Annotated in this window: 24 protein-coding genes, 3 tRNA genes and 1 pseudogene; 17 read left to right on the forward strand and 11 right to left on the reverse strand. The window is 57.2% G+C overall.

Features of this window, described 5'->3' with window-relative positions:
• Positions 1–222 precede the first annotated feature (222 nt).
• Positions 223–1,761 (forward strand): annotated as a pseudogene (locus tag ENTCL_RS18735) (YjjI family glycine radical enzyme).
• Entirely contained in the window at positions 1,733–2,596 is an 864-nt protein-coding gene (locus ENTCL_RS18740; protein WP_013367717.1) for a YjjW family glycine radical enzyme activase, read from the forward strand. The pseudogene ENTCL_RS18735 and the gene ENTCL_RS18740 overlap by 29 nt, the downstream one beginning before the upstream one ends.
• Here the strand turns inward: ENTCL_RS18740 and ENTCL_RS18745 are convergent.
• From ENTCL_RS18745 to ENTCL_RS18770, 7 genes are all read right to left on the reverse strand, one after another.
• On the reverse strand, positions 2,591–3,370 hold the full coding sequence (locus tag ENTCL_RS18745; RefSeq protein ID WP_013367718.1) for a metal-dependent hydrolase: 780 nt from the start codon (positions 3,368–3,370) through the stop codon (positions 2,591–2,593). The two genes, ENTCL_RS18740 and ENTCL_RS18745, sit on opposite strands and share 6 nt — an antisense overlap.
• Entirely contained in the window at positions 3,367–4,410 is a 1,044-nt protein-coding gene (locus tag ENTCL_RS18750; RefSeq protein ID WP_013367719.1) for a patatin-like phospholipase family protein, read from the reverse strand. The genes ENTCL_RS18745 and ENTCL_RS18750 overlap by 4 nt, the downstream gene beginning before the upstream one ends.
• A 124-nt stretch (positions 4,411–4,534) precedes the next feature.
• Positions 4,535–4,696: a DUF1328 family protein gene (locus tag ENTCL_RS23205; RefSeq protein ID WP_013367720.1), complete on the reverse strand. Its 162-nt coding sequence runs from the start codon at positions 4,694–4,696 to the stop codon at positions 4,535–4,537.
• Positions 4,697–4,964: 268 nt separating this feature from the next.
• On the reverse strand, positions 4,965–6,554 hold the full coding sequence (gene prfC, locus ENTCL_RS18755) for a peptide chain release factor 3 (protein WP_013367721.1): 1,590 nt from the start codon (positions 6,552–6,554) through the stop codon (positions 4,965–4,967).
• 89 nt (positions 6,555–6,643) lie between these two features.
• Positions 6,644–7,324, reverse strand: coding sequence for a pyrimidine 5'-nucleotidase (gene yjjG, locus ENTCL_RS18760; protein ID WP_013367722.1), 681 nt, complete (start codon positions 7,322–7,324; stop codon positions 6,644–6,646).
• Positions 7,325–7,338: 14 nt separating this feature from the next.
• Positions 7,339–7,785 carry a ribosomal protein S18-alanine N-acetyltransferase gene (gene rimI, locus ENTCL_RS18765; protein ID WP_013367723.1) on the reverse strand — a complete coding sequence of 149 codons (447 nt, stop codon included), beginning with the start codon at positions 7,783–7,785 and terminating at the stop codon, positions 7,339–7,341.
• Positions 7,754–8,167 carry a DNA polymerase III subunit psi gene (locus tag ENTCL_RS18770; RefSeq protein WP_013367724.1) on the reverse strand — a complete coding sequence of 138 codons (414 nt, stop codon included), beginning with the start codon at positions 8,165–8,167 and terminating at the stop codon, positions 7,754–7,756. Before ENTCL_RS18770 ends, rimI begins: the two co-directional genes overlap by 32 nt.
• 103 nt (positions 8,168–8,270) lie before the next feature.
• Between ENTCL_RS18770 and rsmC the strand changes: the two genes are divergently transcribed.
• The 6 genes from rsmC to fhuF all read left to right on the forward strand — a co-directional run bounded on the left by rsmC (position 8,271) and on the right by fhuF (position 12,054).
• Positions 8,271–9,299, forward strand: coding sequence for a 16S rRNA (guanine(1207)-N(2))-methyltransferase RsmC (gene rsmC, locus ENTCL_RS18775; RefSeq protein WP_013367725.1), 1,029 nt, complete (start codon positions 8,271–8,273; stop codon positions 9,297–9,299).
• A 148-nt stretch (positions 9,300–9,447) separates the two neighbouring features.
• Positions 9,448–9,534: transfer RNA gene (locus ENTCL_RS18780), tRNA-Leu, on the forward strand.
• 28 nt (positions 9,535–9,562) lie between these two features.
• A tRNA-Leu gene (locus ENTCL_RS18785) sits at positions 9,563–9,649 on the forward strand.
• 30 nt (positions 9,650–9,679) lie between these two features.
• Positions 9,680–9,766, forward strand: a tRNA-Leu gene (locus ENTCL_RS18790).
• Between the two features lie 332 nt (positions 9,767–10,098).
• The gene (locus tag ENTCL_RS18795) at positions 10,099–11,163 is read left to right on the forward strand and encodes a GGDEF domain-containing protein (protein WP_013367726.1); all 1,065 of its coding nucleotides are present in this window, start codon (positions 10,099–10,101) and stop codon (positions 11,161–11,163) included.
• Positions 11,164–11,265: 102 nt separating this feature from the next.
• On the forward strand, positions 11,266–12,054 hold the full coding sequence (fhuF, locus tag ENTCL_RS18800; RefSeq protein ID WP_013367727.1) for a siderophore-iron reductase FhuF: 789 nt from the start codon (positions 11,266–11,268) through the stop codon (positions 12,052–12,054).
• Between the two features lie 30 nt (positions 12,055–12,084).
• On the opposite strand, the gene ENTCL_RS18805 is transcribed toward fhuF, so the two are convergent.
• On the reverse strand, positions 12,085–13,428 hold the full coding sequence (locus ENTCL_RS18805) for a PTS cellobiose transporter subunit IIC (RefSeq protein WP_013367728.1): 1,344 nt from the start codon (positions 13,426–13,428) through the stop codon (positions 12,085–12,087).
• 340 nt (positions 13,429–13,768) lie between these two features.
• Between ENTCL_RS18805 and ENTCL_RS18810 the strand changes: the two genes are divergently transcribed.
• Positions 13,769–14,227 (forward strand): YbaK/EbsC family protein, encoded by a 459-nt coding sequence (locus ENTCL_RS18810; RefSeq protein WP_013367729.1) that lies wholly within the window; start codon positions 13,769–13,771, stop codon positions 14,225–14,227.
• A 1-nt stretch (position 14,228) separates the two neighbouring features.
• Here the strand turns inward: ENTCL_RS18810 and bglJ are convergent, their stop codons facing one another.
• Together bglJ and ENTCL_RS18820 are read right to left on the reverse strand one after the other, a co-directional pair.
• A complete protein-coding gene (gene bglJ, locus ENTCL_RS18815; protein WP_013367730.1) occupies positions 14,229–14,912 on the reverse strand; it encodes a DNA-binding transcriptional activator BglJ in 684 nt (227 codons plus the stop codon).
• Complete coding sequence (locus ENTCL_RS18820; protein WP_013367731.1) at positions 14,873–15,589, reverse strand: helix-turn-helix transcriptional regulator; 717 nt, start codon at positions 15,587–15,589, stop codon at positions 14,873–14,875. Before ENTCL_RS18820 ends, bglJ begins: the two co-directional genes overlap by 40 nt.
• Positions 15,590–15,934: 345 nt before the next feature.
• Here ENTCL_RS18820 and ENTCL_RS18825 point away from each other — a divergent pair, with 345 nt between their 5' ends.
• From ENTCL_RS18825 to opgB, 8 genes are all read left to right on the forward strand, one after another.
• Positions 15,935–16,711 carry a threonine/serine exporter family protein gene (locus tag ENTCL_RS18825; RefSeq protein WP_013367732.1) on the forward strand — a complete coding sequence of 259 codons (777 nt, stop codon included), beginning with the start codon at positions 15,935–15,937 and terminating at the stop codon, positions 16,709–16,711.
• Complete coding sequence (locus tag ENTCL_RS18830) at positions 16,702–17,175, forward strand: threonine/serine exporter (RefSeq protein WP_013367733.1); 474 nt, start codon at positions 16,702–16,704, stop codon at positions 17,173–17,175. The genes ENTCL_RS18825 and ENTCL_RS18830 overlap by 10 nt, the downstream gene beginning before the upstream one ends.
• Before the next feature lie 113 nt (positions 17,176–17,288).
• Positions 17,289–17,828: a primosomal protein DnaT gene (gene dnaT / locus ENTCL_RS18835; RefSeq protein ID WP_013367734.1), complete on the forward strand. Its 540-nt coding sequence runs from the start codon at positions 17,289–17,291 to the stop codon at positions 17,826–17,828.
• A 2-nt stretch (positions 17,829–17,830) separates the two neighbouring features.
• Positions 17,831–18,568 (forward strand): replicative helicase loader DnaC, encoded by a 738-nt coding sequence (gene dnaC / locus ENTCL_RS18840; RefSeq protein WP_013367735.1) that lies wholly within the window; start codon positions 17,831–17,833, stop codon positions 18,566–18,568.
• A 60-nt stretch (positions 18,569–18,628) separates the two neighbouring features.
• Positions 18,629–19,120: a YjjA family protein gene (locus ENTCL_RS18845; RefSeq protein ID WP_013367736.1), complete on the forward strand. Its 492-nt coding sequence runs from the start codon at positions 18,629–18,631 to the stop codon at positions 19,118–19,120.
• 595 nt (positions 19,121–19,715) lie between these two features.
• A complete protein-coding gene (katB, locus tag ENTCL_RS18850; protein WP_013367737.1) occupies positions 19,716–21,263 on the forward strand; it encodes a catalase KatB in 1,548 nt (515 codons plus the stop codon).
• Between the two features lie 50 nt (positions 21,264–21,313).
• Positions 21,314–21,856, forward strand: a complete 543-nt coding sequence (locus ENTCL_RS18855; protein ID WP_013367738.1) for an ankyrin repeat domain-containing protein — start codon at positions 21,314–21,316, stop codon at positions 21,854–21,856.
• A gap of 161 nt (positions 21,857–22,017) precedes the next feature.
• Complete coding sequence (gene opgB / locus ENTCL_RS18860; protein WP_013367739.1) at positions 22,018–24,309, forward strand: phosphatidylglycerol--membrane-oligosaccharide glycerophosphotransferase; 2,292 nt, start codon at positions 22,018–22,020, stop codon at positions 24,307–24,309.
• Here opgB and ENTCL_RS18865 read toward each other — a convergent pair.
• Positions 24,293–25,108, reverse strand: coding sequence for a GNAT family N-acetyltransferase (locus tag ENTCL_RS18865; RefSeq protein ID WP_013367740.1), 816 nt, complete (start codon positions 25,106–25,108; stop codon positions 24,293–24,295). The genes opgB and ENTCL_RS18865 overlap by 17 nt on opposite strands.
• Positions 25,109–25,139 lie beyond the last annotated feature (31 nt).

A 25,139-nucleotide genomic window follows, 5' to 3' on the forward strand; every position in this document is an offset into this window, starting at 1 on the left:
AAATCGTCAATTATTTACCTTGCAGGTCTGTGACTATTTTAACACCGACCCACATCCACACTTCGATCCTCATCACAGTTAATGAAAACTGAATGCAAATTTGCATTACTGAGATGAGATGCAAATCACCTTTTATGGCACCCCCAGGGGAAGATGGATCAAAAGTCGCTCTTGCCCTTTTCACTACAATGACCCTATCGCCCACGCGCCTGAGGAACCGCTATGTCTGACGAATTTGAGCAACGCTGCCAGAATATTGTGACAAGTAAAACGCTAAGCCCGGAACAAAAACGCCACTTTCTGGCGCTTGAGGCGGAAAACGCCCTGCCCTATCCGGCGCTCTCCGCTGACGCCCGCGCCGCGCTGGACGACGGCGTCATTTGCGATATGTTTGAAGGGCATGCGCCTTACAAACCCCGCTATGTGCTGCCGGACTACGCCCGCTTTCTTGCCAACGGCTCACAGTGGCTGGAGCTGGAGGGCGCGCAGGATCTCGACGATGCGCTGTCGCTGCTCACCATCCTGTACCACCACGTGCCTTCCGTAACCTCGATGCCGGTGTACCTCGGCCATCTCGATGTGTTGCTTGCGCCGTATGTTAGAATTCTAACATAAGAAGAGATCGATATTCGAATAAAACGTTTCTGGCGCTATCTCGACAGAACGCTTCCTGACGCCTTTACCCACGTCAATATCGGCCCGCAGGATACCCCCGTCACTCGCGCTATTTTACGCGCTGATGCTGAGCTTAAGCAGGTCGCGCCTAACCTTACCTTTATCTATGACCCGCAAATTACGCCGGATTCCCTGCTGCTTGAGGTCAGTAAAAACATTTGCGAATGCAGCAAGCCCCATATATCTAACGGCCCGGTGAATGATAAAATTTTCACAAAAGGCGACTGGGGTATCGTCAGCTGTTACAACTCGCTGCCGCTGGCGGGCGGCGGCAGTACGCTGGTGCGCCTCAATCTGAAAGCGGTCGCCGAGCAAAGCCGCTCAGTAGACGACTTCTTTGGCCGGGCGCTGCCGTGGTACTGCCAGCAGCAGATTGACATCATCGACGCCCGCTGCGCCTTTCTCTACGAACAGTCGCACTTCTTTGAGAATAGCTTCCTGGTGACGGAAGGGCTGATAGACCCGCAGCGCTTTGCGCCAATGTTCGGCATTTACGCCCTCGCCGAAGCGGTCAATCTGCTGTGTGAAAAAGAGGGTACCGCGGCGCAGTATGGTAAAGACGATGCGGCAAACGCTCTTGGCGTACGCATCAGCGCGCAGCTCGCTGATTTTGTTGAGAACACGCCGGTGAAATTTGGCTGGCGGCAGCGGGCGCTGCTGCACGCGCAGTCCGGCATCAGCTCCGACAGCGGTACCACCCCCGGCGTGCGCATCCCCTACGGCGAGGAGCCGGACCCGGTCAACCACCTGCTGACCGTCGCGCCGCATCACGCTCACTACCACGCCGGCATAAGCGACATTTTGACCCTCGACGAGACGGTAAAACGCAATCCGCAGGCCGTGATGCAGCTCTGCCTTGGCGCCTTTAAGGTCGGCATGCGCGAGTTCAGCGCCAACGTCAGCGGCAACGATCTGGTGCGCGTGACGGGCTACATGGTGCGCCTGTCGGATCTGGAGAAATACCGCGAAGCGGGCTCGCGCACCAATACCACCTGGCTCGGCGAAGAGGCCGCCCGCAACACCCGTATCCTGGAACGCCAGCCGCGAGTGATTAGCCATGAACAGCAGATGCGCTTTAGTCAGTAAAATCATCCCCTTCTCCTGCGTCGACGGCCCGGGCAGCCGTCTGGCGCTGTTCCTGCAGGGTTGCAATTTACGCTGTAAGAATTGCCACAACCCGTGGACGATGGGGCGCTGCAACGACTGCGGGGAGTGCGTCCTGCACTGCCCGCACGGCGCGCTGAGCTTTCAGGCCGGGCGAGTGTACTGGCAGGAGGCCGACTGCCAGCAGTGCGATACCTGCCTGCATATGTGTCCGCAGCAGGCGACGCCGATGGCGCAGCAGATGTCGGTCGACGACGTTCTGCAGCAGATCCTCAAAGCGTCGCCGTTTATCGAGGGCATTACCGTCAGCGGCGGCGAAGCCACCACGCAGCTGCCGTTTATCTGCGCGCTGTTCGAACGGATAAGCATGACGCCCGCCCTGAGCCATCTGACCTGTCTCGTCGACAGCAACGGCGAGCTGGGCGTGAGCGGATGGGAAAAACTGCTGCCGCTGTGCGACGGGGTGATGGTCGATCTCAAGGCCTGGGACGATCAGGTGCATACGGCGATAACCGGACGCGGCAATAGCCGTATTCGGGAAAGCATCCGCTGGCTGGCGGAGCGCGGAAAACTGACCGAACTGCGGCTGCTGGTTATCCCCGGGCACAGCGACTACCTGCAGGCGATCGGCCCGCTCAGCGCATTTATTCGGTCGCTGGGGGAGGTGCCGGTCCGGCTTAACGCTTTTCATGCCCACGGCGTGTACGGGGAGGCGCAGCAATGGCGCAGCGCCCGGCCGGAGGATGTGGAACCGCTGGCGCAGGCGCTGCGGGACCGGGGGATAAGCCATCTCCTCCTCCCGGCATGCTACTTATAAGCTGGCAAACAATTTGTTCGTATTGCGGATGAGCGCATCCGCAATAGCGGCCGGCGCTTCGCTACGCAGCTCGCACAGCGCAGCAAATACCTGCGCGGCGCGTTCAGGGCGGTTCGGTTGGCCCTGAAAGCCGTTTAGCGGCATGTCCGGCGCGTCGGTTTCCAGCAGCAGCGCAGAGAGCGGAAGACGCGCCATCACCTCGCGCGTTTTGCTCGCCCGCGGATAGGTTATCGTGCCGCCGACGCCGATGTAGTAGCCCAGCTGCACAAAGCGCTCCGCCTGCTGCAGGCTCCCGGCAAAACCGTGCACCACGCCGGTGCGCGGCAGGTTATGCCGTTTCAGGTGCATCGCCAGCTTGTCATGGGTTCGCCGGGAGTGGAGGATGACCGGTAAATCATAGCGTTTTGCCAGCGCGAGCTGAGCGTCAAGCACCGCCTGCTGGCGCGTGAACTGCGGCGCATCCCGATACAGATCGAGGCCAATTTCGCCCACCGCCACCAGCTTTTCCGGCTGCTGTTTCAGCCAGTTTTCCAGCACCGCCAGGCTCTCGTCATCATGCTGTTCAATTACGATCGGGTGCAGCCCCAGCGCAGCGTACAGCGGCGCATGGTTATCAACAAGCGCCATCAGCGCCGCAAAGCGGGATGCCTGCGTCGCCGGAATGATTATCTGCTCAACGCCAGCCTGTGCGGCGCGCGCCAGGCTCTCCGGGACATCATCAACAAAGGGGGGAAAATCAAAGTGGCAATGGGTGTCGATAAAACGCAGGCTCACGCCGAATCCTCATTATCAAACTGCGCGCCGTGCTGAACGTCGTTCGCCGCGGCGGCAGGCGTCGGGATAACCGATGCCCGGGTGGCGCTGCGCGGCGTATAGCGGCGAAGCGGCGGCCTGTCGGCAAGCAGCTTACCCATGGTCGCCAGGAAATAGCGTCCGCACTGACGGCCGGTATTATAATCCTCCAGCAGCGCCGGAAGACGGCTGCCGAGCGCCATGCTGCGCAGCGGCTTAGGCGGATAAATCTCCAGAACCCGGATTTTACCCGGCGGTTTCTCAATAAACCGCTGAATGGCATGGTACGTTTTTTCGTGATGCTGCACCAGATTCACGTACGGCTGCAGGCTGCTTTCGCCAAGCCAGCGCTCCATACGCTTAAACCACTGCGGGGTGTAATACATCTGCGAAGGCACGGTGCGGATAACCACAATGGTTTTTGCGCCGCGCTTCGCGGCCTCCTGCACCGGAACCGCGTCGCTGACGCCGCCGTCCAGGTAGTTCACTCCGTCCAGCGTCACCCCGGTACGGTAAAAGCCCGGGATCGCGCTGGAGGCGCGGAGAAGATCGAGCCAGGTCTGGTTGGTCGGCGCAAAATAGCCCGGGGTATAGTCGTCGCCGCGACAGGCGCACATAAAGAACGCTTTTCCCTCGTCAAAGCGTCGTGCGGCAACGTCCATCGACAGCGGCATTTTATGGGCGGTGGTTTCAACCAGCCAGTCGAGATCGATAAGGTTTCCCCCACGCACGAAGCGCATCGGGTCAAAAAAATCTCGCGTGGTGGTGTAGCGGGTAATCACCTTACGCGCATAGCCGGGCTGGTTGCAGACGTAGGCGGAAAGATTTTGCGCCCCCGCGGAGGTGCCAAACCAGGCGTCGAAAGGGTTAAACGTCGCACGCATGAACTCATCCAGCACCCCGGCGGTAAAAATGCCGCGCTGACCCCCGCCCTCGCAGACCAGCGCCATCGGCCCTGGACGGAAAGGCGAGACGGAGAGCGGAGCGATGTTTCCAAGCGTCACTGGAATTCGCTGTCCCACACTGCTTTCCTGTGTTGATTTTGTTGTCACACCACCATAACGCAGTTTTCACCGCTCTGGCACCAATAAAGCCAGTCCGCTGGACTGGCTTTATGTTACGAAGAATGAACAAACGCGCGGTGCGCTAAGGGCGTCGGCGTCCCATAAACAGGCTCGCAAGGAACAGGATAATCCCGACGATAAAGACGATTTTTGCCGCGCTGGCCGCAGCGCCCGCCAGGCCGCCAAAGCCCAGCGCCGCCGCAATCAGCGCGATAACCAGAAAGATAATGCCCCAACGAAACATACGCTCCTCCTTCCACCATCGCTGATATCCGCCGCCGGGTAAGCTCAGGCGCCCACGCGGCTGGCCCGAATTCCCCGCCAGGCGGGAGTGCTGCCGTCATCCATGAACTTGCCGACTTTACTATAGAACACAATTGCCGACTCGCTCAGGAAACGCGCGAAAAACAACCGATATGGGGGGCGACGCGGCGCAATTAAGAACTTTCCGCGGTGGAATCAATGGGCAGGATGGCAAGAAGAGCACGGCGGGCGCCGTGCTCTGAGGAGGATTAGTGCTCGCGCGTTTTACGGAACGTCACGTCAGGATAACGCTCCTGCGTCAGGTTCAGGTTAACCATGGTCGGCGCGATATAGGTGAGGTTATCACCGCCGTCCAGCGCCAGCTGCACTTCGTTTTTACGCTTAAACTCTTCGAATTTCTTCACGTCGGCGCTTTCCACCCAGCGAGCGGTCGCCACGTTGACCGATTCATAAATCGCCTCAACGTTGTATTCGCTCTTCAGGCGCGCCACGACCACGTCAAACTGCAGCACGCCCACCGCGCCAACGATAAGATCGTTGTTGGCGACAGGACGGAAGACCTGCACCGCGCCCTCTTCGGACAGCTGTACCAGCCCTTTCAGCAGCTGCTTCTGCTTCAGCGGATCTTTCAGGCGGATACGACGGAACAGTTCCGGCGCGAAGTTCGGGATGCCGGTGAACTTCATCATCTCGCCCTGGGTAAAGGTATCGCCTATCTGGATAGTGCCGTGGTTATGCAGGCCGATAATATCGCCCGGATAGGCCTCTTCCACGTGGGAACGGTCGCCCGCCATAAAGGTCAGCGCATCGGAGATAACCACATCTTTGCCGGTACGCACCTGGCGCAGCTTCATGCCTTTTTCATATTTCCCGGACACCACGCGCATAAACGCCACGCGGTCACGGTGTTTCGGGTCCATGTTGGCCTGAATTTTGAAGACGAAGCCGGTAAATTTCTCTTCTTTGGCAACCACTTCACGGGTGTCGGTTTTACGCGGCATCGGTGCTGGCGCCCACTCGACGAGGCCGTCGAGCATATGGTCAACGCCGAAGTTGCCGAGTGCGGTACCGAAGAACACCGGCGTAATCTCGCCGCTCAGGAACAGCTCTTTGTCGAACTCGTGAGAGGCGCCTTTTACCAGCTCCAGCTCGTCGCGCAGCTGGGACGCCAGATCTTCGCCCACCGCGTTATCGAGCTCCGGGTTGTCCAGACCTTTAACGATGCGGACTTCCTGGATGGTGTGGCCTTTACCGGTCTGGTACAGGTAGGTTTCGTCTTTATAGAGGTGGTAAACGCCCTTGAACAGCTTGCCGCAGCCAATAGGCCAGGTGATCGGCGCGCAGGCGATTTTCAGCTCGCTTTCCACTTCATCCAGCACTTCCATCGGATCGCGGATATCGCGGTCGAGCTTGTTCATAAAGGTCAGGATCGGCGTATCGCGCAGACGGGTAACTTCCATCAGCTTACGGGTCCGGTCCTCAACGCCTTTCGCGGCGTCGATAACCATCAGGCAGCAGTCCACCGCCGTCAGGGTACGGTAGGTATCTTCCGAGAAGTCTTCGTGACCCGGGGTGTCGAGCAGATTCACCAGGCAGTCGTGATACGGGAACTGCATCACCGAGGTGGTTATCGAGATACCACGCTGCTTTTCCATCTCCATCCAGTCCGATTTCGCATGCTGGCTGGAGCCGCGGCCTTTGACCGTACCGGCAGTCTGGATAGCCTGTCCGAACAGCAGGACCTTCTCGGTGATCGTCGTTTTACCGGCGTCCGGGTGAGAGATGATGGCAAAAGTGCGGCGCTTGGCCACCTCCTGCAAATAAGGAGACAACGTCATAGTCAGTTCTTCTTAAATAGGCACGGCAACGCCGTGCATGTTGAATTTGAAAAATGCGGCTATTTTACCCGGCAGGCGGGGACAGGCAATCAATGTTTACACAGGAGTTGCTCCAGCTCGCTTAACGACGTCACGGTCCAGGTCGGGGTAATTCCATCCGGGGCTTCCCGCTGGTGCGCGTTGAGCCAGCAGGTCGCCAGCCCGGCGTTCATGCCGCCGCGAATATCCGACTCGGCGGTATCGCCCACCATCAGCACGCGCGAGCGATCCGGGTTACCGGCCTTCTCCAGCGCATAATCAAAGATGCGCGCATCCGGCTTCGCCACGCCGACTTCTTCAGAAATAATCAGCAGATCGAAATGGTCGCGAAGCCCGGTCCGCTCAAGGCGGATTTGCTGCAGCGAGGTAAAGCCGTTGGTGATAATGCCCATATTGACCTGTCCCTGCAGCGCATCGAGCAGCGGCACGGCGCCCGGCAGCGGCGCGCAGATGTCGGCCATCGCGTTCATAAAGGCGTCGTTAAGCTCGCCCGGGTTGACGTTAAGACGCGCGGCCCAGCTGTCAAAGCGCTGATGCTGCAGCTGCAGCGAGGTGATGGCCCCGTTCTGATAATCCACCCATAGCGGTTTATTAACGGCCTGATAGTCCTGGAAATCTTCGGCGGTAAACGTCACGCTGTAGTCAAGAAACATTCGCTGCAGGCCGCTGAATGAGTCAAAAGTAAACAGCGTCTCGTCGGCATCAAAGAAAATCCAGTCCCACTTCTTCATCGTTATACCTTGTTTTACATTTTTAAGGGTAAAGCCATAATGATCGCGTCTTCGTGCCCCTCGGCGGTGGGGTAGTAGTTGCGGCGTATCGTCGCCTCGTTAAAGCCTAAGCTTTCATAGAGCGCGATGGCGGCGACGTTCGATGCGCGGACTTCCAGCCACAGCGTCGCAACGCCGCGTTTTTCGACTTCATCGATAACGTGTTCGAGCAATTCACGCCCTAACCCCCGGCGCTGCCAGGCCGGATCCACGGCAATGTTAAACAGCGTGGCTTCATCCAGCACCACCTGCGTAATGGCGAAGGCCGCCATTTCGCCGTCTACCGTCAGCTGATAGTTGAGATAGCGTTCTCCCTGATTGCTGGCGAACGTCTGCTCGCTCCAGGGAAAGGCGTGGGCGCGTTTTTCAATCTGCCAGGCGCGCGGTAAATCAGTCAGGCTTAGGGAAGAAATCGTGTTCATGGGCGCAAATTTGTTGCCAGAGCGCGGCGCGAGCCGGGGCGCTGGCCTGCAGTTCATTAAAAGCCGGGCTGGTAACGTGAGCGCCTTCCAGCGCTATCGCGTCGCCTTCGCCGAGCCGCCAGCTGTTGCAACGGCTGCCCTGCGGCAGCATGGCCACACGCTCAGGCGTCAGTTGCAGAACCTGGTCTGGCGTCACCGCGAACGCCCGCAGGACATCGCCCATCATCGGGTCTGTCAGCGGCGGCAGCGCATCGGCGACGATCACCAGACGAACATGTTCAGGCAGTGAGATAGCGATTTCGCCCTGCAGCACCGTTGGGCGACGCAAAGACCACTGGGTGATGCCCAGTTGCTGTAGCTGCCAGTCTCGTCGGGATGTCATCGCGTAATTCTCCTGTCTGTCAGGCGCGGAAATATAGCAAATTCGTCGAACTTGCGCCAACAAACCCCTATAATCGCCCCCGTCGATTTTTGAGGATCTTTTTATGTCTGCCATGACCCCGGCAAGTGAAGTCTTGCTGCGCCACAGTGATGATTTCGAAAAAAGCCGTATTTTGTTTGCCGGCGATCTGCAGGATGACCTGCCCGCTCGTCTCGAAACGGCTTTCAGCCGCGCCCATACCCAGCAGTTCCACCACTGGCAGGCGCTCAGCCGCACGATGGGCGACCGCGTACGCTTCAGCCTGACCGCTGACGCCGCGGACGTCGCCGACTGCGACACGCTTGTCTACTACTGGCCCAAAAACAAGCCGGAAGCGCAGTTCCAGCTGACCAATGTTCTGTCGCTGATGCCTGTCGGCACCGATATCTTCGTGGTGGGCGAAAACCGCAGCGGCGTGCGCAGCGCCGAGCAGATGCTGGCGGAGTACGCGCCGATGAACAAGGTCGACAGCGCGCGCCGCTGCGGCCTGTATTACGGGCGTCTGGAAAAACAGCCGACCTTTAACGCCGACGGCTACTGGGGCGACTACGCGCTGGACAGCCTGACCATCAAAACCCTGCCCGGCGTCTTCAGCCGCGACGGTCTGGACGTCGGCAGCCAGCTGCTGCTGTCGACGCTGACGCCGCACACCAAAGGCAAAGTGCTGGACGTGGGCTGCGGCGCGGGCGTACTGGCCGCCGTACTGGCCAGCCATTCGCCAAAGGTTCGCCTGACCCTGTGCGACGTTAGCGCGCCGGCGGTAGAAGCCAGCCGCGCGACGCTTGCCGCGAACGGTTTTGAAGGCGACGTGTTCGCCAGCAACGTCTTTTCAGAAGTGACCGGCCGTTTCGATATGATCATTTCGAATCCGCCGTTCCACGACGGCCTGCAAACCAGCCTCGAAGCGGCGCAGGCGCTGATTCGCGGCGCGGTTCGCCATCTCAACAGCGGCGGTGAGCTGCGCATCGTCGCCAACGCCTTCCTGCCGTACCCGCAGGTGCTGGACGAGACCTTTGGTTTCCACGAGGTTATCGCCCAGACCGGTCGCTTTAAGGTCTATCGCACCGTGATGACCCGCCAGGCGAAAAAGTAAGGCGTCCGTCTTCTCTGCTCGCGGGCAGAGAAGATGATGTTTTTTGCAGCAATCAGACATTACGCCGCAATTAACTATTGACGAAAAGCGGAAAACCACTAGAATGCGCCTCCGTGGTAACGATTCTTTCATAGAGAATCGATGGTATGCGAAGGTGGCGGAATTGGTAGACGCGCTAGCTTCAGGTGTTAGTGTCCTTACGGACGTGGGGGTTCAAGTCCCCCCCCTCGCACCATAATCCACGCAAGTATCGCTCGCACTGTGCGAAGGTGGCGGAATTGGTAGACGCGCTAGCTTCAGGTGTTAGTGTCCTTACGGACGTGGGGGTTCAAGTCCCCCCCCTCGCACCAACGAGGCGATACATTTAGTAAGATGTCTGTGCGAAGGTGGCGGAATTGGTAGACGCGCTAGCTTCAGGTGTTAGTGTTCTTACGGACGTGGGGGTTCAAGTCCCCCCCCTCGCACCAGCTTTCTTACTCACTCCTGCATTTCTCTCTCTTATCCCATTAGCTTCAAATTCATCAGCGCCCTAACCGTTTGCTAACATCTGCTGCAACAGAGTTGTGCCGCCCAACCCAATAATGATAATAGTTATCATTTATTAGCATTCCATTCCCATCGCATGAAGTAACTTTACCTACGCGCTGATGACAGCCCTGAGTGAAGGTGATAAATTGTGCCGACGATACAGAAAGATTAGGATTTCTGATATTTTTCACGTCATACATTTACGGCGTGATATTGTTAACTCTGGCAGCTGGCGTTTCTGTAATTCCACAATTAATAACGACTTCCTGACATGACAGCACAATCCTGGCGTTCTCTGCGTATCAAGAAATATCAGTTTTCGTTACGCTTGTTTTTATTTCTTAATTTAACATCAGCACTCATTTCCGTGTTCAGCCCGTTATCACAGGTGTTTGCTCTGACGATACCGGTAACGCTGATAGCATTATCCAGCGTCGGGCTGCTGCTCGGGCACTGGGCCTTTTCGCACAAGAAAATCAATCTTCCGCTTATCTCTTTTACCTTTGGCTGCCTTTGGGCATGGCACGTAGCAATTAAAGCGCCGCTATTTACCGGCGCGAGCGTTAACTATCTGATCATTGCGCTATTAGGGATATTTTTTATTGGCGTGATCGCTTTTTCGAATAATATTGTCGCCTTCACCCTGCATTCTTTACCGGTGCTGATCGCCTGCCTGATAATTGACAACGGCGCCCATTGGGTGCGCATGCTGTACTGCATCGCCCTGCCGCTCGTCGGGATTTCCCTGCAAAGCCTTATCCAGAAACGTAACGATGATTTTGCCCAGGGCCTGATGTATAAGCTGCTGGAAGAGCGGCAAACGCTCAACGATCTGAGCATGCTGGACCCGCTGACCGGCCTCTACAACCGTCGTGGTCTGCAAAACCGCCTGGAAACACTGCTGGCGCTGGACGGCAGCGGGCATTTCGTTCTGCTGCTCGATATCGACCACTTCAAGGCCTATAACGACCACTATGGGCATATGATGGGCGATCAGGCGCTAATCCAGGTCTCTGCGGCAATACGCAATGCCGTGCGCTCTCGTGATATCGTCACCCGCTATGGCGGTGAAGAGTTTATGGTGCTGCTGACCAACACCACGCCCGATGGCGCATTGCAAAGCGCGGAGCGTATCCGTCAGCGCGTGTACGACCTCAAAATTCCCCATATGTTTAATCAGACGGTGGCCACCAACGTGACGATCAGCATCGGCCTGGCGCCGCTGGAGGGCGACGATGTTGAAGCCGCTCTCGAAAATGCCGATAAGGCGCTGTATGAAGCCAAGCACATGGGGCGCAACAGCATCCTGACCAGCGAACAGCTGCAGCCCGCCTGATATCGCCTCCGCGAAGGATTTATCAGCAAAAGAGTTGCGCTACGCCGCAGCAATAGATAGCATTGGAAATCATTATCATTTAGATTTCTTATTCTCATCGCTATGGCGTATCGCACAGCATCCCTGACTGAGACAGTTATCAGACACTCCGTGGCGCATGAACCCGCTCCGTCGCTGGCGGATGCGCTGCGAAACGCGCTGCACGCCCATCGCCCGCACCTGCTCGAATTCCTGCGGCTGGACGAAACGCCGCCGCCGCGCGCCATGACGCTCGCCGAATGGACCCGTCCCGCCGAGCTTCGCGCGCTGCTGGCCTGCTACTCCGATCATCTCTATCGTCATAAGCCGGGACAGCCGCGAGAGAACAAACCGCTGCTGTCGCTCTGGGCGCAGTGGTATATCGGGCTGCAGGTGCCGCCGCTGATGCTGGCATTACTCACCCAACGGCAGGCTATCGATCTTTCACCTGAGCGCGTTCGCGTCGAATTTCATGAAACGGGCCGCGCGGCCTGCTTCTGGATGGCGGTACATCAGGATAAAACCGCTATTCTTGAGCCGCCGGTGAGCCGCATGGAGAAACTGATTACCCGCACGCTGATGCCGGTCGTCTGTGCGCTGGAGGCCACAGGCGACATCAACGGTAAGCTTATCTGGAGCAACACCGGCTATCTGATCAACGGGTATCTGGGTGAAATGAGAAGCCTGCTGGGGGACGAGCTGGTCGCGACGCTGCGCCAGCGGCTGTTCTTCTCCCCACAGCTCTCCGACGGCCAGCATAACCCGCTCTGGCGCACGGTCGTGATGAGAGACGGGCTGCTGGTTCGCCGCACCTGCTGCCAGCGTTACCGCCTGCCGGACGTCCAGCAGTGCGGCGACTGCACGCTGAAGTAACCCCGACGACATAGCGCCGGGGCCTGGCGGTCAGGCAACCTGCTCGTTTTCCTGCGCGGCGCGCTGCGCCTCTTCCGCCTCCTGCGCCAACAGCTGTTTCTCATACACCCGGAAGAACGGGTAGTAGATGACGGCGGAAACGCAGGCCAGCAGCACGACGAGGATCGCCGCGCGGAAATCCCAGCCCAGCGCCCAGGCCGCCCCCACCGGCGCTGGCGCCGTCCACGGCACCACGGAAATCACCCGGCCAATCAGATCCAGCTTCATCGTTCCCCAGGCCAGCACGGCATTCACCATCGGCGCCAGCAGAAACGGAATGAAGAACACCGGGTTCATGACGATCGGCGTGCCGAAGATCACCGGTTCGTTGATGTTAAAAACGCTCGGCACAATGCTCAGCCGACCAATTGAGCGCAGGTGCGCGGAGCGGCTGCGCAGATAGCAGAACACCAGCCCCATCGTCGCGCCGGAGCCGCCAATAACGATGAAAAACGTCCAGAACGCTTCCATAAAGATATGTGGCAACGGTTCGCCGTGGGCCAGCGACGTCTGGTTCATTCCGAGGTTCGTCAGCCAGAACATCTGCAGCATGCCGGAAACGATCGCCGCGCCGTGGATGCCCGCAAACCACAGCAGATGGGCAATCAGCACCGCCAGCAGGATCGCCGGTAGCGAATCCGCCGCGGAAACCAGCGGTTTAAATATCGCCATGATCGCCTGCGGGATCAGCATATCGAACTGGCTCTGGATAAACAGGCTGAGCGGATAAAGCGTCAGCACCACCACCAGCACCGGAATCAGCAGATCAAACGAGTTTTTGATCATCGGCGGAACCTGATCCGGCAGGCGAATGCCGATATTGCGGATCTTCAGAAAACGCATCATCTCCACGCAGTACACCGCCACCAGGATAGCGGTAAAGATCCCCGTGCCGCCCAGGCTGTCAACCGGCAGCGTGCCGTTGGTTTTTGGCGCCGCCACCAGCAGAAACGCCATGATAGAGAGCATCGCGCACATGAATGGATCGAGCTGATGGCTCTTTTCGTAATGCTTACCGAGGTTGTAGGCAATCGCCGCGCAGATGTAGATAGACATAATGCCCATGGTCATATCGAACGGCGTCAGAATTCGCCCTTCGAACTGCTTCGCCATATCCAGCCACGCGCGGGCAAAACCCCAGGTGGTATCCGGGGAAAACGGCGGATAGGCAAACACCAGTAAAAATGAGCCGACAATCATGAACGGCATCGCCGAGATAAAACCATCGCGGATAGCCATCACGTGACGCTGGGACGAAATACGCCCGGCAACCGGACTGACATAGTTTTCGACAAAACGGAAAATCAGATTAAAGGCGGCATGGTTCGCAGACATAGCAGCTCTCCTGACAGGCTATAGACGTAAGCACAGCAACGGGGTCTTTGCCGCTATGCGCAATATCATACTGTGAGTTCGCTGCCACACCGGGCGGCTCACCGGATGTACTACTCAGAAGGATATATTTCATACACGGCTCTTATTTTTTATTGGATACAGAAGACGTTACGCGCTCAGTATTCATCGCCGTCAGACTCACTGCAACCGGTTACTGTAACCGGTTGCAGTGAATGTGAAGAGGATCGAGAAATCTGAAATGTTATCGAATTATTAACACAATTATTTACAGCCCGGGGTGACGTATGACAGATTAAAATCGCCAATAAGAGAGGAAATCATGAGCCTTCAGTCCGTACGCCAGTTCTTCGCCGACCACGCGCCTGATATTGAAATTATAGAGCTTAATCAAAGCACTGCGACCGTTGCGCTCGCCGCCGCCGCCCACAACGTGGCGCCGGGGCAGATCGCCAAAACGCTTTCGCTAAAGGTTAAAGACGAGGTGATCCTCATCGTCGCCAAAGGCGATGCGCGTCTTGATAACAAGAAACTCAAATCAACCTTTGGCGCCAAAGCGCGGATGCTCAACAGCGATGAAGTGGTGACGGTAACCGGACATCCGGTCGGCGGCGTTTGCCCGTTTGGCCTGGAGAACCCGCTGACGGTGTTTTGCGACGTCTCTCTCAGAGAGTTCCCCGAAGTGCTCCCTGCCGCTGGCGCAACCCACAGCGCGGTACGCATCGCCCCGGACAGGCTGGCGCACCTGACTCACGCCACCTGGGTCGACGTCTGCCTGTAGATCAGTTCATTTTCACCCGGGACGACAGGTACAGGTTTCCACGTATCGGTGAATAGTGGAGCATATCCGCAGCACACAATAGATCAGTATCGGTACTTACCCCGAGCTTGGTCATCGCATTGAACTTATGCGCCCGGATTGTTTTTGTATTCCGGGCCAGATGCGCCGCTATTTCCGGAATAGAAAGACCTTCCGCCATGTAGTAAAGAATGACGCGCTCTGTCGGGCTTAGGCCAGGGGTCGCGCCGCGACAGCCGCCGTTAATAATATTCTCCTGAGGAGACGGAAACACCTGCAAAAGCCCCTGCAGCTGCGCGGACAGATCGCTAATCGCGGCCGATTTACAGAGGATACCGTGCAGGCTCACCGGCGACAGATCGCGAATCAATCCGGCTTCCCGACGATCGTCAGAGATAACAATACGCCTCGCCTGCGGCGCCAGCCTGGCGACGCTTTTCAGCAGGTAGCTGCTATCCTTCCTCGACCCCCTGGCGCAGGAAATGGCATAAATCACCGCAAAGCAGGGCCAGCGATGCAATTCAGCTAAAAATTCAGCGGAATTCCTGAACACATGAATCTGACATTGATTGCCTGATGTGTGCGTCAGCAGCTTTTGCAATCCCAGCACTGACATCGTACAGGCGTCTATGATAGCGATATGTCGCGTTGCGGCATGTTTTTCCATTCAGCGTGCTCTCCGTAGACGGTATGGAGATTGAGCTCCCTCATCCCCTCCGCGCTGTTAATCCAGGCGTACATATCGGCGTTCCCGCGCAGAGACAAGCGCCTGATCGCGCTGTTTTTCTGGGCGCTGACGGTTTTATTGCTCTTATGCAGCATCGTCGCGATTTGGTTAATCCCCCACCCTTTCGCCAGCAGACGCAGCACCTGGCGTTCGGATATCGTCAGCGAGACGCTTCTGAAATACCCGGGCTCGATGGCGCTGCTGCGGGGTACCACCAGACTGCTGCTGATGTAGCCGTCGTTTTTTTCACGGATAGCCCTTATGACCTCGGCAACGGGCTCCGCGTCGGACAGCAGCGAGCTCTGCGGACGCATTAAATACTCAACGGCAAGGGGATAGAGCGCAGGACTGACCAGAAAAACCCAGCGAATATCAGTGTACTGCGTCATTAACGAATAATATTGCTCACAGATTGCGTGCGGCTCCGGCGAGCCGCCAAACAGATCGACCAGAACCAGAGTGGCGCGACGCAGCTGCATCAACGTTAATTCTTCAATGTACTGATAACAACCGCTTTCATATTCCGGGAAATTATCCCGCATAATAGCGCACAGGCCAGACTGTATTACCGGTAATCTGCTGATAACTATCCCATATCCAGAGCGTGTCGATAGCATAATTCCCTCTCAGACGTTACCTTCCTTGTTTTCATTTGAATAAATGAAATCTGCCCCTCATTAAATAGAAGCTAAATTAAATTTATCATCGCAGCCTAAGTAATATCTCATATCCGGGCTAAGAGATTAATAGCTTAGATATTAGAAAAAATTTATTCTGTTGTTAGACTGGATTAATTATTTCAATTTTAATATCAAACTCTGACATACAATTTTCACGATGAATACTTGCGTCACAGCCGCCGCGGCCGTTTTTCGTTATGCTTTGCGCTTGCCTGCCGCATACGGGCTCAGGTAAAAGTAGCCTATGGGCTCGGCATTTTTGGTGAACACTCTCAGGCGATGATGGAAGTAGATCAAACGGTACAACGACAGATTACGCGGCTGTGCATTCAGTGCGGGCTGTTTTTATTGCAGCACGGCGCGGAAAGCGCGCTGGTGGAAGAGCTCTCCGGCCGTCTGGGGCGAGCGCTGGGGATGGACAGCGTTGAAAGCGCGATCTCCTCTAACGCTATCGTGCTGACGACCATTAAGGACGGGCAGTGCCTGACCTCAACCCGCAAAAACAGCGACCGCGGCATCAACATGCACGTAGTGACGGAAGTGCAGCACATCGTCATTCTGGCGGAGCACAAGCTGCTCGACTATAAGGACGTGGAAAAACGCTTCGCGCAGATTAAACCGCTGCGCTACCCGCGCTGGCTCGTGGTGACGATGGTAGGGCTCTCCTGCGCCTGCTTTTGCAAGCTGAACAACGGCGGCTGGGACGGCGCGTTTGTCACCTTTTGCGCCAGCACCGTCGCCATGTATATCCGCCAGCTGTTGACCCATCGCGGCATGCATCCGCAGATTAACTTTTGCATCACGGCGTTTGTTGCCACCACCGTATCGGGCCTGATGCTGCGCTTGCCTCACTTTGCGCATACCTCGACGGTCGCGATGGCGGCCAGCGTACTGCTGCTGGTCCCCGGCTTTCCGCTCATCAACGCCGTCGCCGACATGTTCAAAGGACATATCAATACCGGGCTTGCCCGCTGGGCGATTGCCAGCCTGCTGACGCTCGCCACCTGCATTGGCGTAGTCATGGCGATGACCGTATGGGGGTTACGCGGATGGGTATAATTCAGTTTGTCATGGCGCTGCTGCAGGACATGCTGCTGTCGGCAATCCCCGCCGTCGGCTTTGCGATGGTTTTTAACGTCCCGCACCGCGCGCTGCTCTGGTGCGCCCTGCTCGGCGCCATTGGCCATAGCGTCAGAATGCTGCTAATGGCGGGTGGTTTTAATATCGAGTGGGCCACCTTTGCCGCCTCGATGCTGGTCGGCAGTATCGGCATTCAATGGTCGCGCTGGTATCTGGCGCACCCGAAAATCTTCACCGTGGCCGCCGTCATCCCCATGTTCCCGGGGATCTCCGCGTACACCGCGATGATTTCGGCGGTGAAAATCAGCCATTTTGGCTATAGCGAAGCGCTGATGATTACGCTGCTCAGCAACTTCCTGAAAGCCTCATCCATTGTCGGCGCGCTGTCCATCGGGCTTTCGATCCCCGGGCTCTGGCTCTACCGCAAGCGTCCGCGGGTATAATGCCCCGACGACGCCCGGCGTTTACCGCGCCGGGCAATCTCCTCCCTTGCCCCACTCTGTGCTACTATCTGCCCCAGAGTATGCCCGTTGTTATCCCCGTTTGAGTAAGCGTTATGTCATCGAGAATTTTGACGTCCAATGTCATCGGCATTGATGCCTTTTTGCACGATCCCGAAGATGCGTTAAACCGTGCCGAAGGCGGCGCGGTGGCGGTGTTCGCCAATAACGCCCCGGCTTTTTATGCCATTGCGCCTGCGCGTCTGGCGCAGCTGCTTGAGCTGGAAGCCCGGCTCGCGCGTCCCGGTAGCGATGTCGCGTTAGATGCGCAATTCTACGACGAACCTGCCGATACGCCGATGACAGTGCCGATGGGCAAATTCGCCATGTACGCCGGCTGGCAGCCGGACGCCGATTTTCAGCGCATGGCGGCGCTGTGGGGCGTGGCGCTCACGCAGCCGGTCACCCCGGAAGAGCTGGCCGCGTTTACCGCTTACTGGCAGGCGGAAGGCAAAGTGTTCCATCACGTACAGTGGCAGCAGAAGCTCGCCCGCAGCGTGCAGATTAACCGCGCCAGCAACGGCGGACAGCCGCGACGCGATCTCAATTCGCTGAGCGAACCCGACAGCCACATTCCCCCCGGTTTCAGAGGTTAAGTATGAAAAACGTTGGTGACCTGATGCAGCGTCTGCAGAAGATGATGCCAAAACATATCGAACCGGCCTTCAAAACCGGCGAAGAGCTGCTGGCCTGGCAAAAAGAGCAAGGCGAGCTGCGCTCCGCCGCCCTTGAGCGCGAGAACCGGGCGATGAAAATGCAGCGCACCTTTAACCGCTCCGGCATTCGCCCGCTGCATCAAAACTGCTCCTTCGACAACTACCGCATCGAGTGCGACGGCCAGATGAACGCCCTGTCAAAAGCGCGTCAGTATGTCGAAGAATTTGACGGCAACCTCGCCAGCTTCATCTTTTCCGGCAAGCCGGGAACCGGAAAAAACCACCTCGCCGCCGCCATCTGCAACGAGCTGCTGCTGCGGGGAAAATCAGTGCTGATCATCACGGTGGCCGACATCATGTCCGCCATGAAGGACACCTTCGGCAACCGCGAGACCAGCGAAGAGCAGCTGCTCAACGATCTCAGCAATGTGGATCTGCTGGTGATCGACGAGATCGGCGTACAGACCGAGTCCCGTTATGAAAAAGTGATCATCAACCAGATAGTCGATCGCCGCTCGTCGTCGAAACGCCCGACCGGCATGCTGACCAACAGTAATATGGACGAAATGACCAAGCTGCTGGGGGAGCGCGTCATGGACCGTATGCGCCTTGGCAACAGCCTGTGGGTTATCTTTAACTGGGACAGCTACCGCAGCCGCGTGACCGGCAAAGAGTATTGAGATTTTTCCTGGCGAAAGCGGCGCTATACTGGCGCTGTTTTCTCTCCACTGGAGTTTTTTATGAAATTCGCAAAAGGCCTTTTGGCCACCACAGTTGTGAGCATCGCACTGCTCTCCACCACCGCTGGCGCCTCTTCATGGCAGGACACGCTGAACAGCGCCGCCAACGAACTGAGCAGCCAGAGCGGCAGCGCGCAGAAGGGCGGGATGTCGCTCTCCTCGCTGACCGGCCTGCTTAACGGCAGCAGCAGCGCGCTGAGCGCCGACAACATGAACAACGCCGCCGGTATTTTAGAGTACTGCGCCAAGCAGAAGCTGGCCTCCGCCACTAACGTCGACAACGTGAAAAACCAGATGCTGGATAAGCTCGGTCTCGGCGCGGCGGAGCAGAAGAAAGACACCAACTATCTTGACGGCATTCAGGGGCTGCTGAACGCCCAGAACGGCCAGCAGCTGAACCTCAGCGCGATCGGCAATTCGCCGCTGGCGGAACAGGTCAAAACCAAGGCCTGCGATCTGGTGCTGAAACAAGGCGCCAGCTTCCTCTCCTGACCCCGCGTCATCCCCACTCACCGCCCGTGTGAGTGGGTTCTTATTTTCCCCATTTCGTAGCATTATTTTTATTTTAAAATACAAAATAATTCATTTTTTCAAAATAATAAAAACGTAATTATGCATTGAGCATTGTGTATTTTTAAATAAGCCATGCCTGTTTTTCACATTTTATTTACAGGTTCTCTTTTTTCAAATTCGTGATCCAGACAGAAGAAATACACTCTAAAAAAACACCCTCTCCAGCGCTATTCCTTCTGCAACGCAGAGGGGAGATGCGTTTACCCCGTTATAAAGTTATGCCTATTAATGTGATAGCGGGAAAGCTATTGGATGTCCCCATCATGCCAGATATTGTTAGCACAACTTCTGACCGCCACACCTCACCCCAGGCCGGACCATTGCCTGGGGTAAATTGAGGGAAGCATGCCCTGTGCAGATAATCAAACTAATACTGCGCGGCCTGAGAAATGATGCATTTAATATCGGCGCAATGCCTCTGGCAGTTATTAAATTCGTTTTATCATTTAGTCATACTGAAAGGGCATCTCTCCATGGACCAGCCTTTACCACAAAAAAAGACGAGGAGAGTTATATGAGTAATAGCACCCGTATTGTTCGCAGCACGACCCCAACCAGGCTGCTGTTGATCCTGACTTCACTAAGTATCAGCCCGCTGATATATGCCGATACATTAACACGCGATAATGGCGCCCCTGTCGGTGATAACCAAAACTCGCAGACCGCAGGGGCTAATGGTCCCGTGCTATTGCAGGATGTCCAGTTATTACAAAAATTGCAAAGGTTCGACCGCGAACGGATCCCGGAACGCGTAGTGCATGCCCGGGGAACTGGCGCGCACGGTGAATTCACGGCCACCGCAGATATTTCCGATCTGAGCATGGCGAAAGTATTCTCTGCCGGAACGAAAACGCCGGTATTCGTCCGTTTCTCAAGCGTTGTTCACGGCAATCACTCCCCTGAAACGCTACGGGACCCTCGCGGTTTTGCGACCAAATTCTACACGTCGGAAGGGAACTGGGATCTGGTTGGCAATAATTTCCCGACCTTCTTTATTCGCGACGCGATTAAATTTCCGGATATGGTGCACGCCTTTAAACCGGATCCGCGGACGAATCTGGATGATGACTCGCGTCGCTTTGATTTCTTTTCACACGTTCCGGAATCCATTCGTACATTAACGCTTCTTTATTCTAACGAAGGTACTCCGGCCTCATACAGAAATATGGACGGCAACAGCGTTCATGCCTATAAACTGGTCAACAGCAAAGGCGAAGTTCATTACGTTAAGTTTCACTGGAAAACGCTGCAGGGGATAAAGAACCTTGACCCTCAGCAGGTTGAGCAGGTGCAGGGTAAAGACTACAGCCATATGACTCACGACCTCGTCGCGGCGATAAACCGCGGCGATTACCCCAAATGGGATCTCTATATTCAGGTCCTGAAGCCGTCGGACCTGGCAACATTTGATTTTGACCCTTTGGACGCCACAAAGATTTGGCCGGGAATTCCAGAGCGTAAAATTGGCCAGATGGTGCTGAATAAGAACCCGGAGAATGTCTTTCAGGAGACAGAACAGGTCGCCATGGCCCCCTCAAACCTGGTGCCAGGAATTGAACCTTCAGAAGATAAGCTGCTGCAGGGACGCTTGTTTGCCTACGCCGACACCCAGATTTATCGCCTTGGGGCAAACGGGCTAAGCCTGCCGATCAACCGCCCCCACTCGCCCGTTAACAATATTAATCAGGACGGCAGTCTTAACAGCGGTAAACAGCAGGATAAAGGCGTCAACTACCAGCCCAGCCGTCTGTATCCCCGCGAAGAGCTGACCTCGGCACGTTACAGCCAAACGATGCTGACCGGCGCCACTCAACAGACCAAAATTCAGCGCGAACAAAACTTCAAACAGACCGGAGAACTGTATCGCTCCTATAACAAAAAAGAGCAAGACGATTTGGTAAATAGCCTGGGTTCATCGTTGGCGGACACGGACGCGGAAAGTAAGAACATTATGCTTTCCTACTTCTATAAGGCTGACAAAGAGTACGGCACCCGCTTAACTCAGGTTGCCAAAGGCGATCTTGCAACCGTGCAGAAGCTCGCGGCGACCCTCGTTGACTAAACCAGCCCCTGCCCCCGCGCGGGGGCAGGCCTTCGCATAAGGACAATGTTATGAAAGCCTCGTATTGGTTAGCATGCCTGTTTGCGGGTTATCTCTCGGTAGTGCCGACATCGACGGCCGCCACGGCAAATGAGATCAAACAACAGCTGGATGCTTATCTGTGGAATGCCGCACGTGAGGGTAACAACGACGTGATAGATACGTTAATTGCGGGGAAATACAATCTTAACGTGCAGGACAGCCAGGGTTACACCGCCGTGATACTCGCGGCGTATCATGGCCACAGCACGGCGGTTGAAAAACTGCTCAGTGCCGGCGCGGATCCCTGCATACGAGATAAACGCGGCAACACGGCCCTGATGGGGGCAATCTTTAAAGGCGAAGTCCGTATAGCCCGTCGGCTGCTGGCGGCCAGCTGTAACCCGGACACGCCTAACAACGCCGGACAAACGGCGGCAATGTATGCCTCGCTGTTTAAGCGGGATGAACTGCTGGCTGAACTCAAAGCCAAAGGTGCGAATATGGACGCCACGGATGTCAACGGCAACAGCGCGTCCTCCCTGGCAGAGGGCGTCATTCACGGCCAGCCATAGCGCCCTCTCGTTTACCCGCAGGCGCTCCTTTTTAGGCCGATTCCGGATTCAGGCACGCTTAAATGACGATAAAATTGCAACCACATGTCGTTGCAATTACATTGTCTGGTCAAAAAAAAGACTCACTGCCAGCAGAGGGCTGGCGTCTCTGAGGATGTGCCGTGTCCGGATTGGTTTCTATCGCGCTGTTTCTTGCTTCCGTGGTGATTTACGCCTGGAAAGCGGGCCGTAACACCTGGTGGTTCGCCGCCACGCTCACGGTGTTAGGGCTGTTTGTTGTCCTGAATCTGACGCTGTACGCCAGCGACTACTTCACGGGCGATGGGATCAATGACGCCGTCCTGTACACGCTCACCAACAGCCTGACCGGCGCTGGCGTTAGTAAGTACATACTTCCAGGCGCAGGCCTGGTGCTGGCCCTGACGCTGGTGTTTGGCGGCCTCGGCTGGGTTCTGCGCCGCCGCCGTTACCATCCGCATCATTTCGGCTACAGCCTGCTGGCGCTCTTCCTGGCGCTGCTGTCGGTCGACGCCAGCCCGGCGTTTCGCCAGATTAGCGAACTGGTTAAATCACAGTCCCGCGAGGGCGACCCGGATTTCGCCGCGTATTACAAAGAGCCGTCGAAAACCATCGCCAACCCGCGGCTCAACCTGGTGTATATCTACGGCGAAAGCCTTGAGCGTACCTACTTCGATAACGACGCCTTCCCCAACCTGACGCCGGAGCTTGGCGCCCTGAAGGCGGAGAGCGTCGACTTCAGCCACACCATGCAGCTGCCGGGCACCGATTACACCATCGCCGGGATGGTCGCCTCCCAGTGCGGCATTCCGCTGTTCGCGCCGTTTGAGGGCAACGCGTCGGCCTCCGTCTCCAGCTTCTTCCCGCAGAACGTCTGCCTTGGCGATATCCTGAAGCACTCCGGCTATGAGAACTACTTTATTCAGGGCGCCAACCTGCGCTTTGCCGGAAAAGACGTGTTCCTGCAGTCTCACGGCTTTGACCACCTCTACGGCGCCGAAGAGCTGAAAACCGTGGTGGCTGACCCGGCCTACCGCAACGACTGGGGGTTCTACGACGATACCGTGCTGGATGAGGCCTGGAAAAAGTTTGAGGCGCTGTCTCAGTCCGGCAAGCGCTTCTCGCTGTTTACCCTGACCGTCGACACCCACCATCCGGACGGTTTTATCTCCCGCACCTGCCAGCGCAAAAAGTACGAGATTGGCGGCAAAGCCAACCAGTCGTTCAGCGCGGTGAGCTGCAGCCAGGAGAACATTGCGGCGTTTATTGAAAAGATCAAAGCCTCGCCGTACTTCAAAAACACGGTGGTTGTGGTCTCCTCCGATCACCTGGCAATGAAAAATACCGCCTGGGATTACCTCAACAAGCAGGACCGCAACAACCTGTTCTTCATCCTGCGCGGCGACCAGCCGCAGCAGGACGTGGTCGGCCTGAAACGCAACACGATGGATAACGGTGCCACGGTGCTGGACATCCTCGGCGGCGATAACTTTATCGGCCTCGGGCGCAGCAGCCTCTCCGGGCAGTCGCTGTCGGAGGTGTTCCTGAATATGAAAGAGAAAGTGCTGGCGTGGAAGCCGGATATCATCCGCCTGTGGAACTTCCCGAAAGCGATTAACGATTTCACCGTCGACAGCCAGAAGAACATGATGGCCTTTTCCGGCTCAAACTTCCGCCTGCCGCTGCTGCTGCGGGTGTCCGACAACCGCGTCGAGCCGCTGCCGGAAAGCGAATACTCCGCGCCGCTGCGCTTCCAGCTGGCCGATTTCGCGCCGCGCGATAACTTCGTCTGGGTCGACCGCTGCTACAAGATGGCCCAGCTCTGGGCGCCGGAGCTTGCGCTCTCCACCGACTGGTGCGTCTCTCAGGGCCAGCTCGGCGGCGAGCAGAAGGTTCAGCATATCGACAAAGCGCAGTGGAAAGGCAAAGCGGCGTTTAAAGACACGGTGATCGACATGACGCGCTATCAGGGCAACGTCGACAGCCTGAAAATTGTCGATAACGACATTCGCTACAAGGCCGACAGCTTTATTTTCAACGTGGCGGGCGCGCCGGAGGACGTGAAGCAGTTTAGCGGCATTTCCCGCCCGGAATCCTGGGGCCGCTGGTCAAACGCCCAGCTTGCCGATGAGGTGAAAATTGAATACGCCGCGCCGCTGCCGGAAAAATTCGACCTGGTGATCACCGCAAAGGCCTACGGGCCGAACGCCAACCGCCCGATACCGGTACGCGTTGGTGACAGTGAGCAAACGCTCACACTCGGCAACGAGGTCTCCACCACTACGCTTCATTTCGACAACCCGACGCGCAGCAGCCTGCTGACCATTGCGCCGCCGGAGCCGCAGTCCACCAATGAGGGGAATATTCTCGGCCACTCGCCGCGCAGGCTCGGCATCGGCATGGTGGAAATTAAGGTGGTCAACCGCGAAGGGTAATGCGCATTTCGTACTGCTGGATAGCCATCGTCGTATAGCCCGCCCCGTGAAACAGCGGGGTGAAGGATTCCGGCACCGCCGCCGAGGTGCCCAGCGCCGGAAACTGCTGGCCCAGCGCCCGCAGCATCTCACGCGCCAGCCCCCGACCGCGCGACCGCGGTTCGACCCACAGCAGCTGCAGCTGCGGCTTCGCCGTGACGCAGGATATCACCGCGTACGCCCGGTGGCCCAGCGTCCAGGCCCGGCACGGCAGCGTGCACAGCGAAAGCGGGTCCAGCACCCACGGCAGGCTGCCGTCGATCTCCGCCCCGGCCCGGCGCACCAGCGCCAGCACATCCGTTTCCTGCAATATTCCCTCCGGCGCGGACTGCGGCGAGCTGACGTATCCGCACAGCCCTCGCCTGACCTCAAACCCCAGCGACTGGTACAGCGCCACGCCCGCCGGATTCTGACGGATCACCTCAAGCCACATCTGCCGTACGCCTTTTTCCCGCAGCGAGGCCAGCAGCGCCGACATCATGCGCTTGCCCATCCCCTTGCCGCGGTAGCGGGGATGCACGGCAAACGCCGCCAGCCGGGCGTCATGGCCGCGCCGGGCGACAATGGCGATCGCCGCAGGCGTATCGCCCTCCAGCCAGACGCAGGAGTCAACCAGGCTCATCCCTTCCGCCGTAAAGCGCTGGACGAAGACATCCACCACCGGCGCGAACGGCACGATATAGTCGGTAAAACAGTCCCCCAGGGCCGCGGTCAGCTGTTCGCCGCTAAAGTGGGTCGCCGGAACGGCAATAAATTGCATACGCGCCTCCCTGGGCCGCTGTTATGCTAAA

The sequence above is a fragment of the [Enterobacter] lignolyticus SCF1 genome (genome assembly GCF_000164865.1).
Taxonomy (GTDB): domain Bacteria; phylum Pseudomonadota; class Gammaproteobacteria; order Enterobacterales; family Enterobacteriaceae; genus Enterobacter_B; species Enterobacter_B lignolyticus.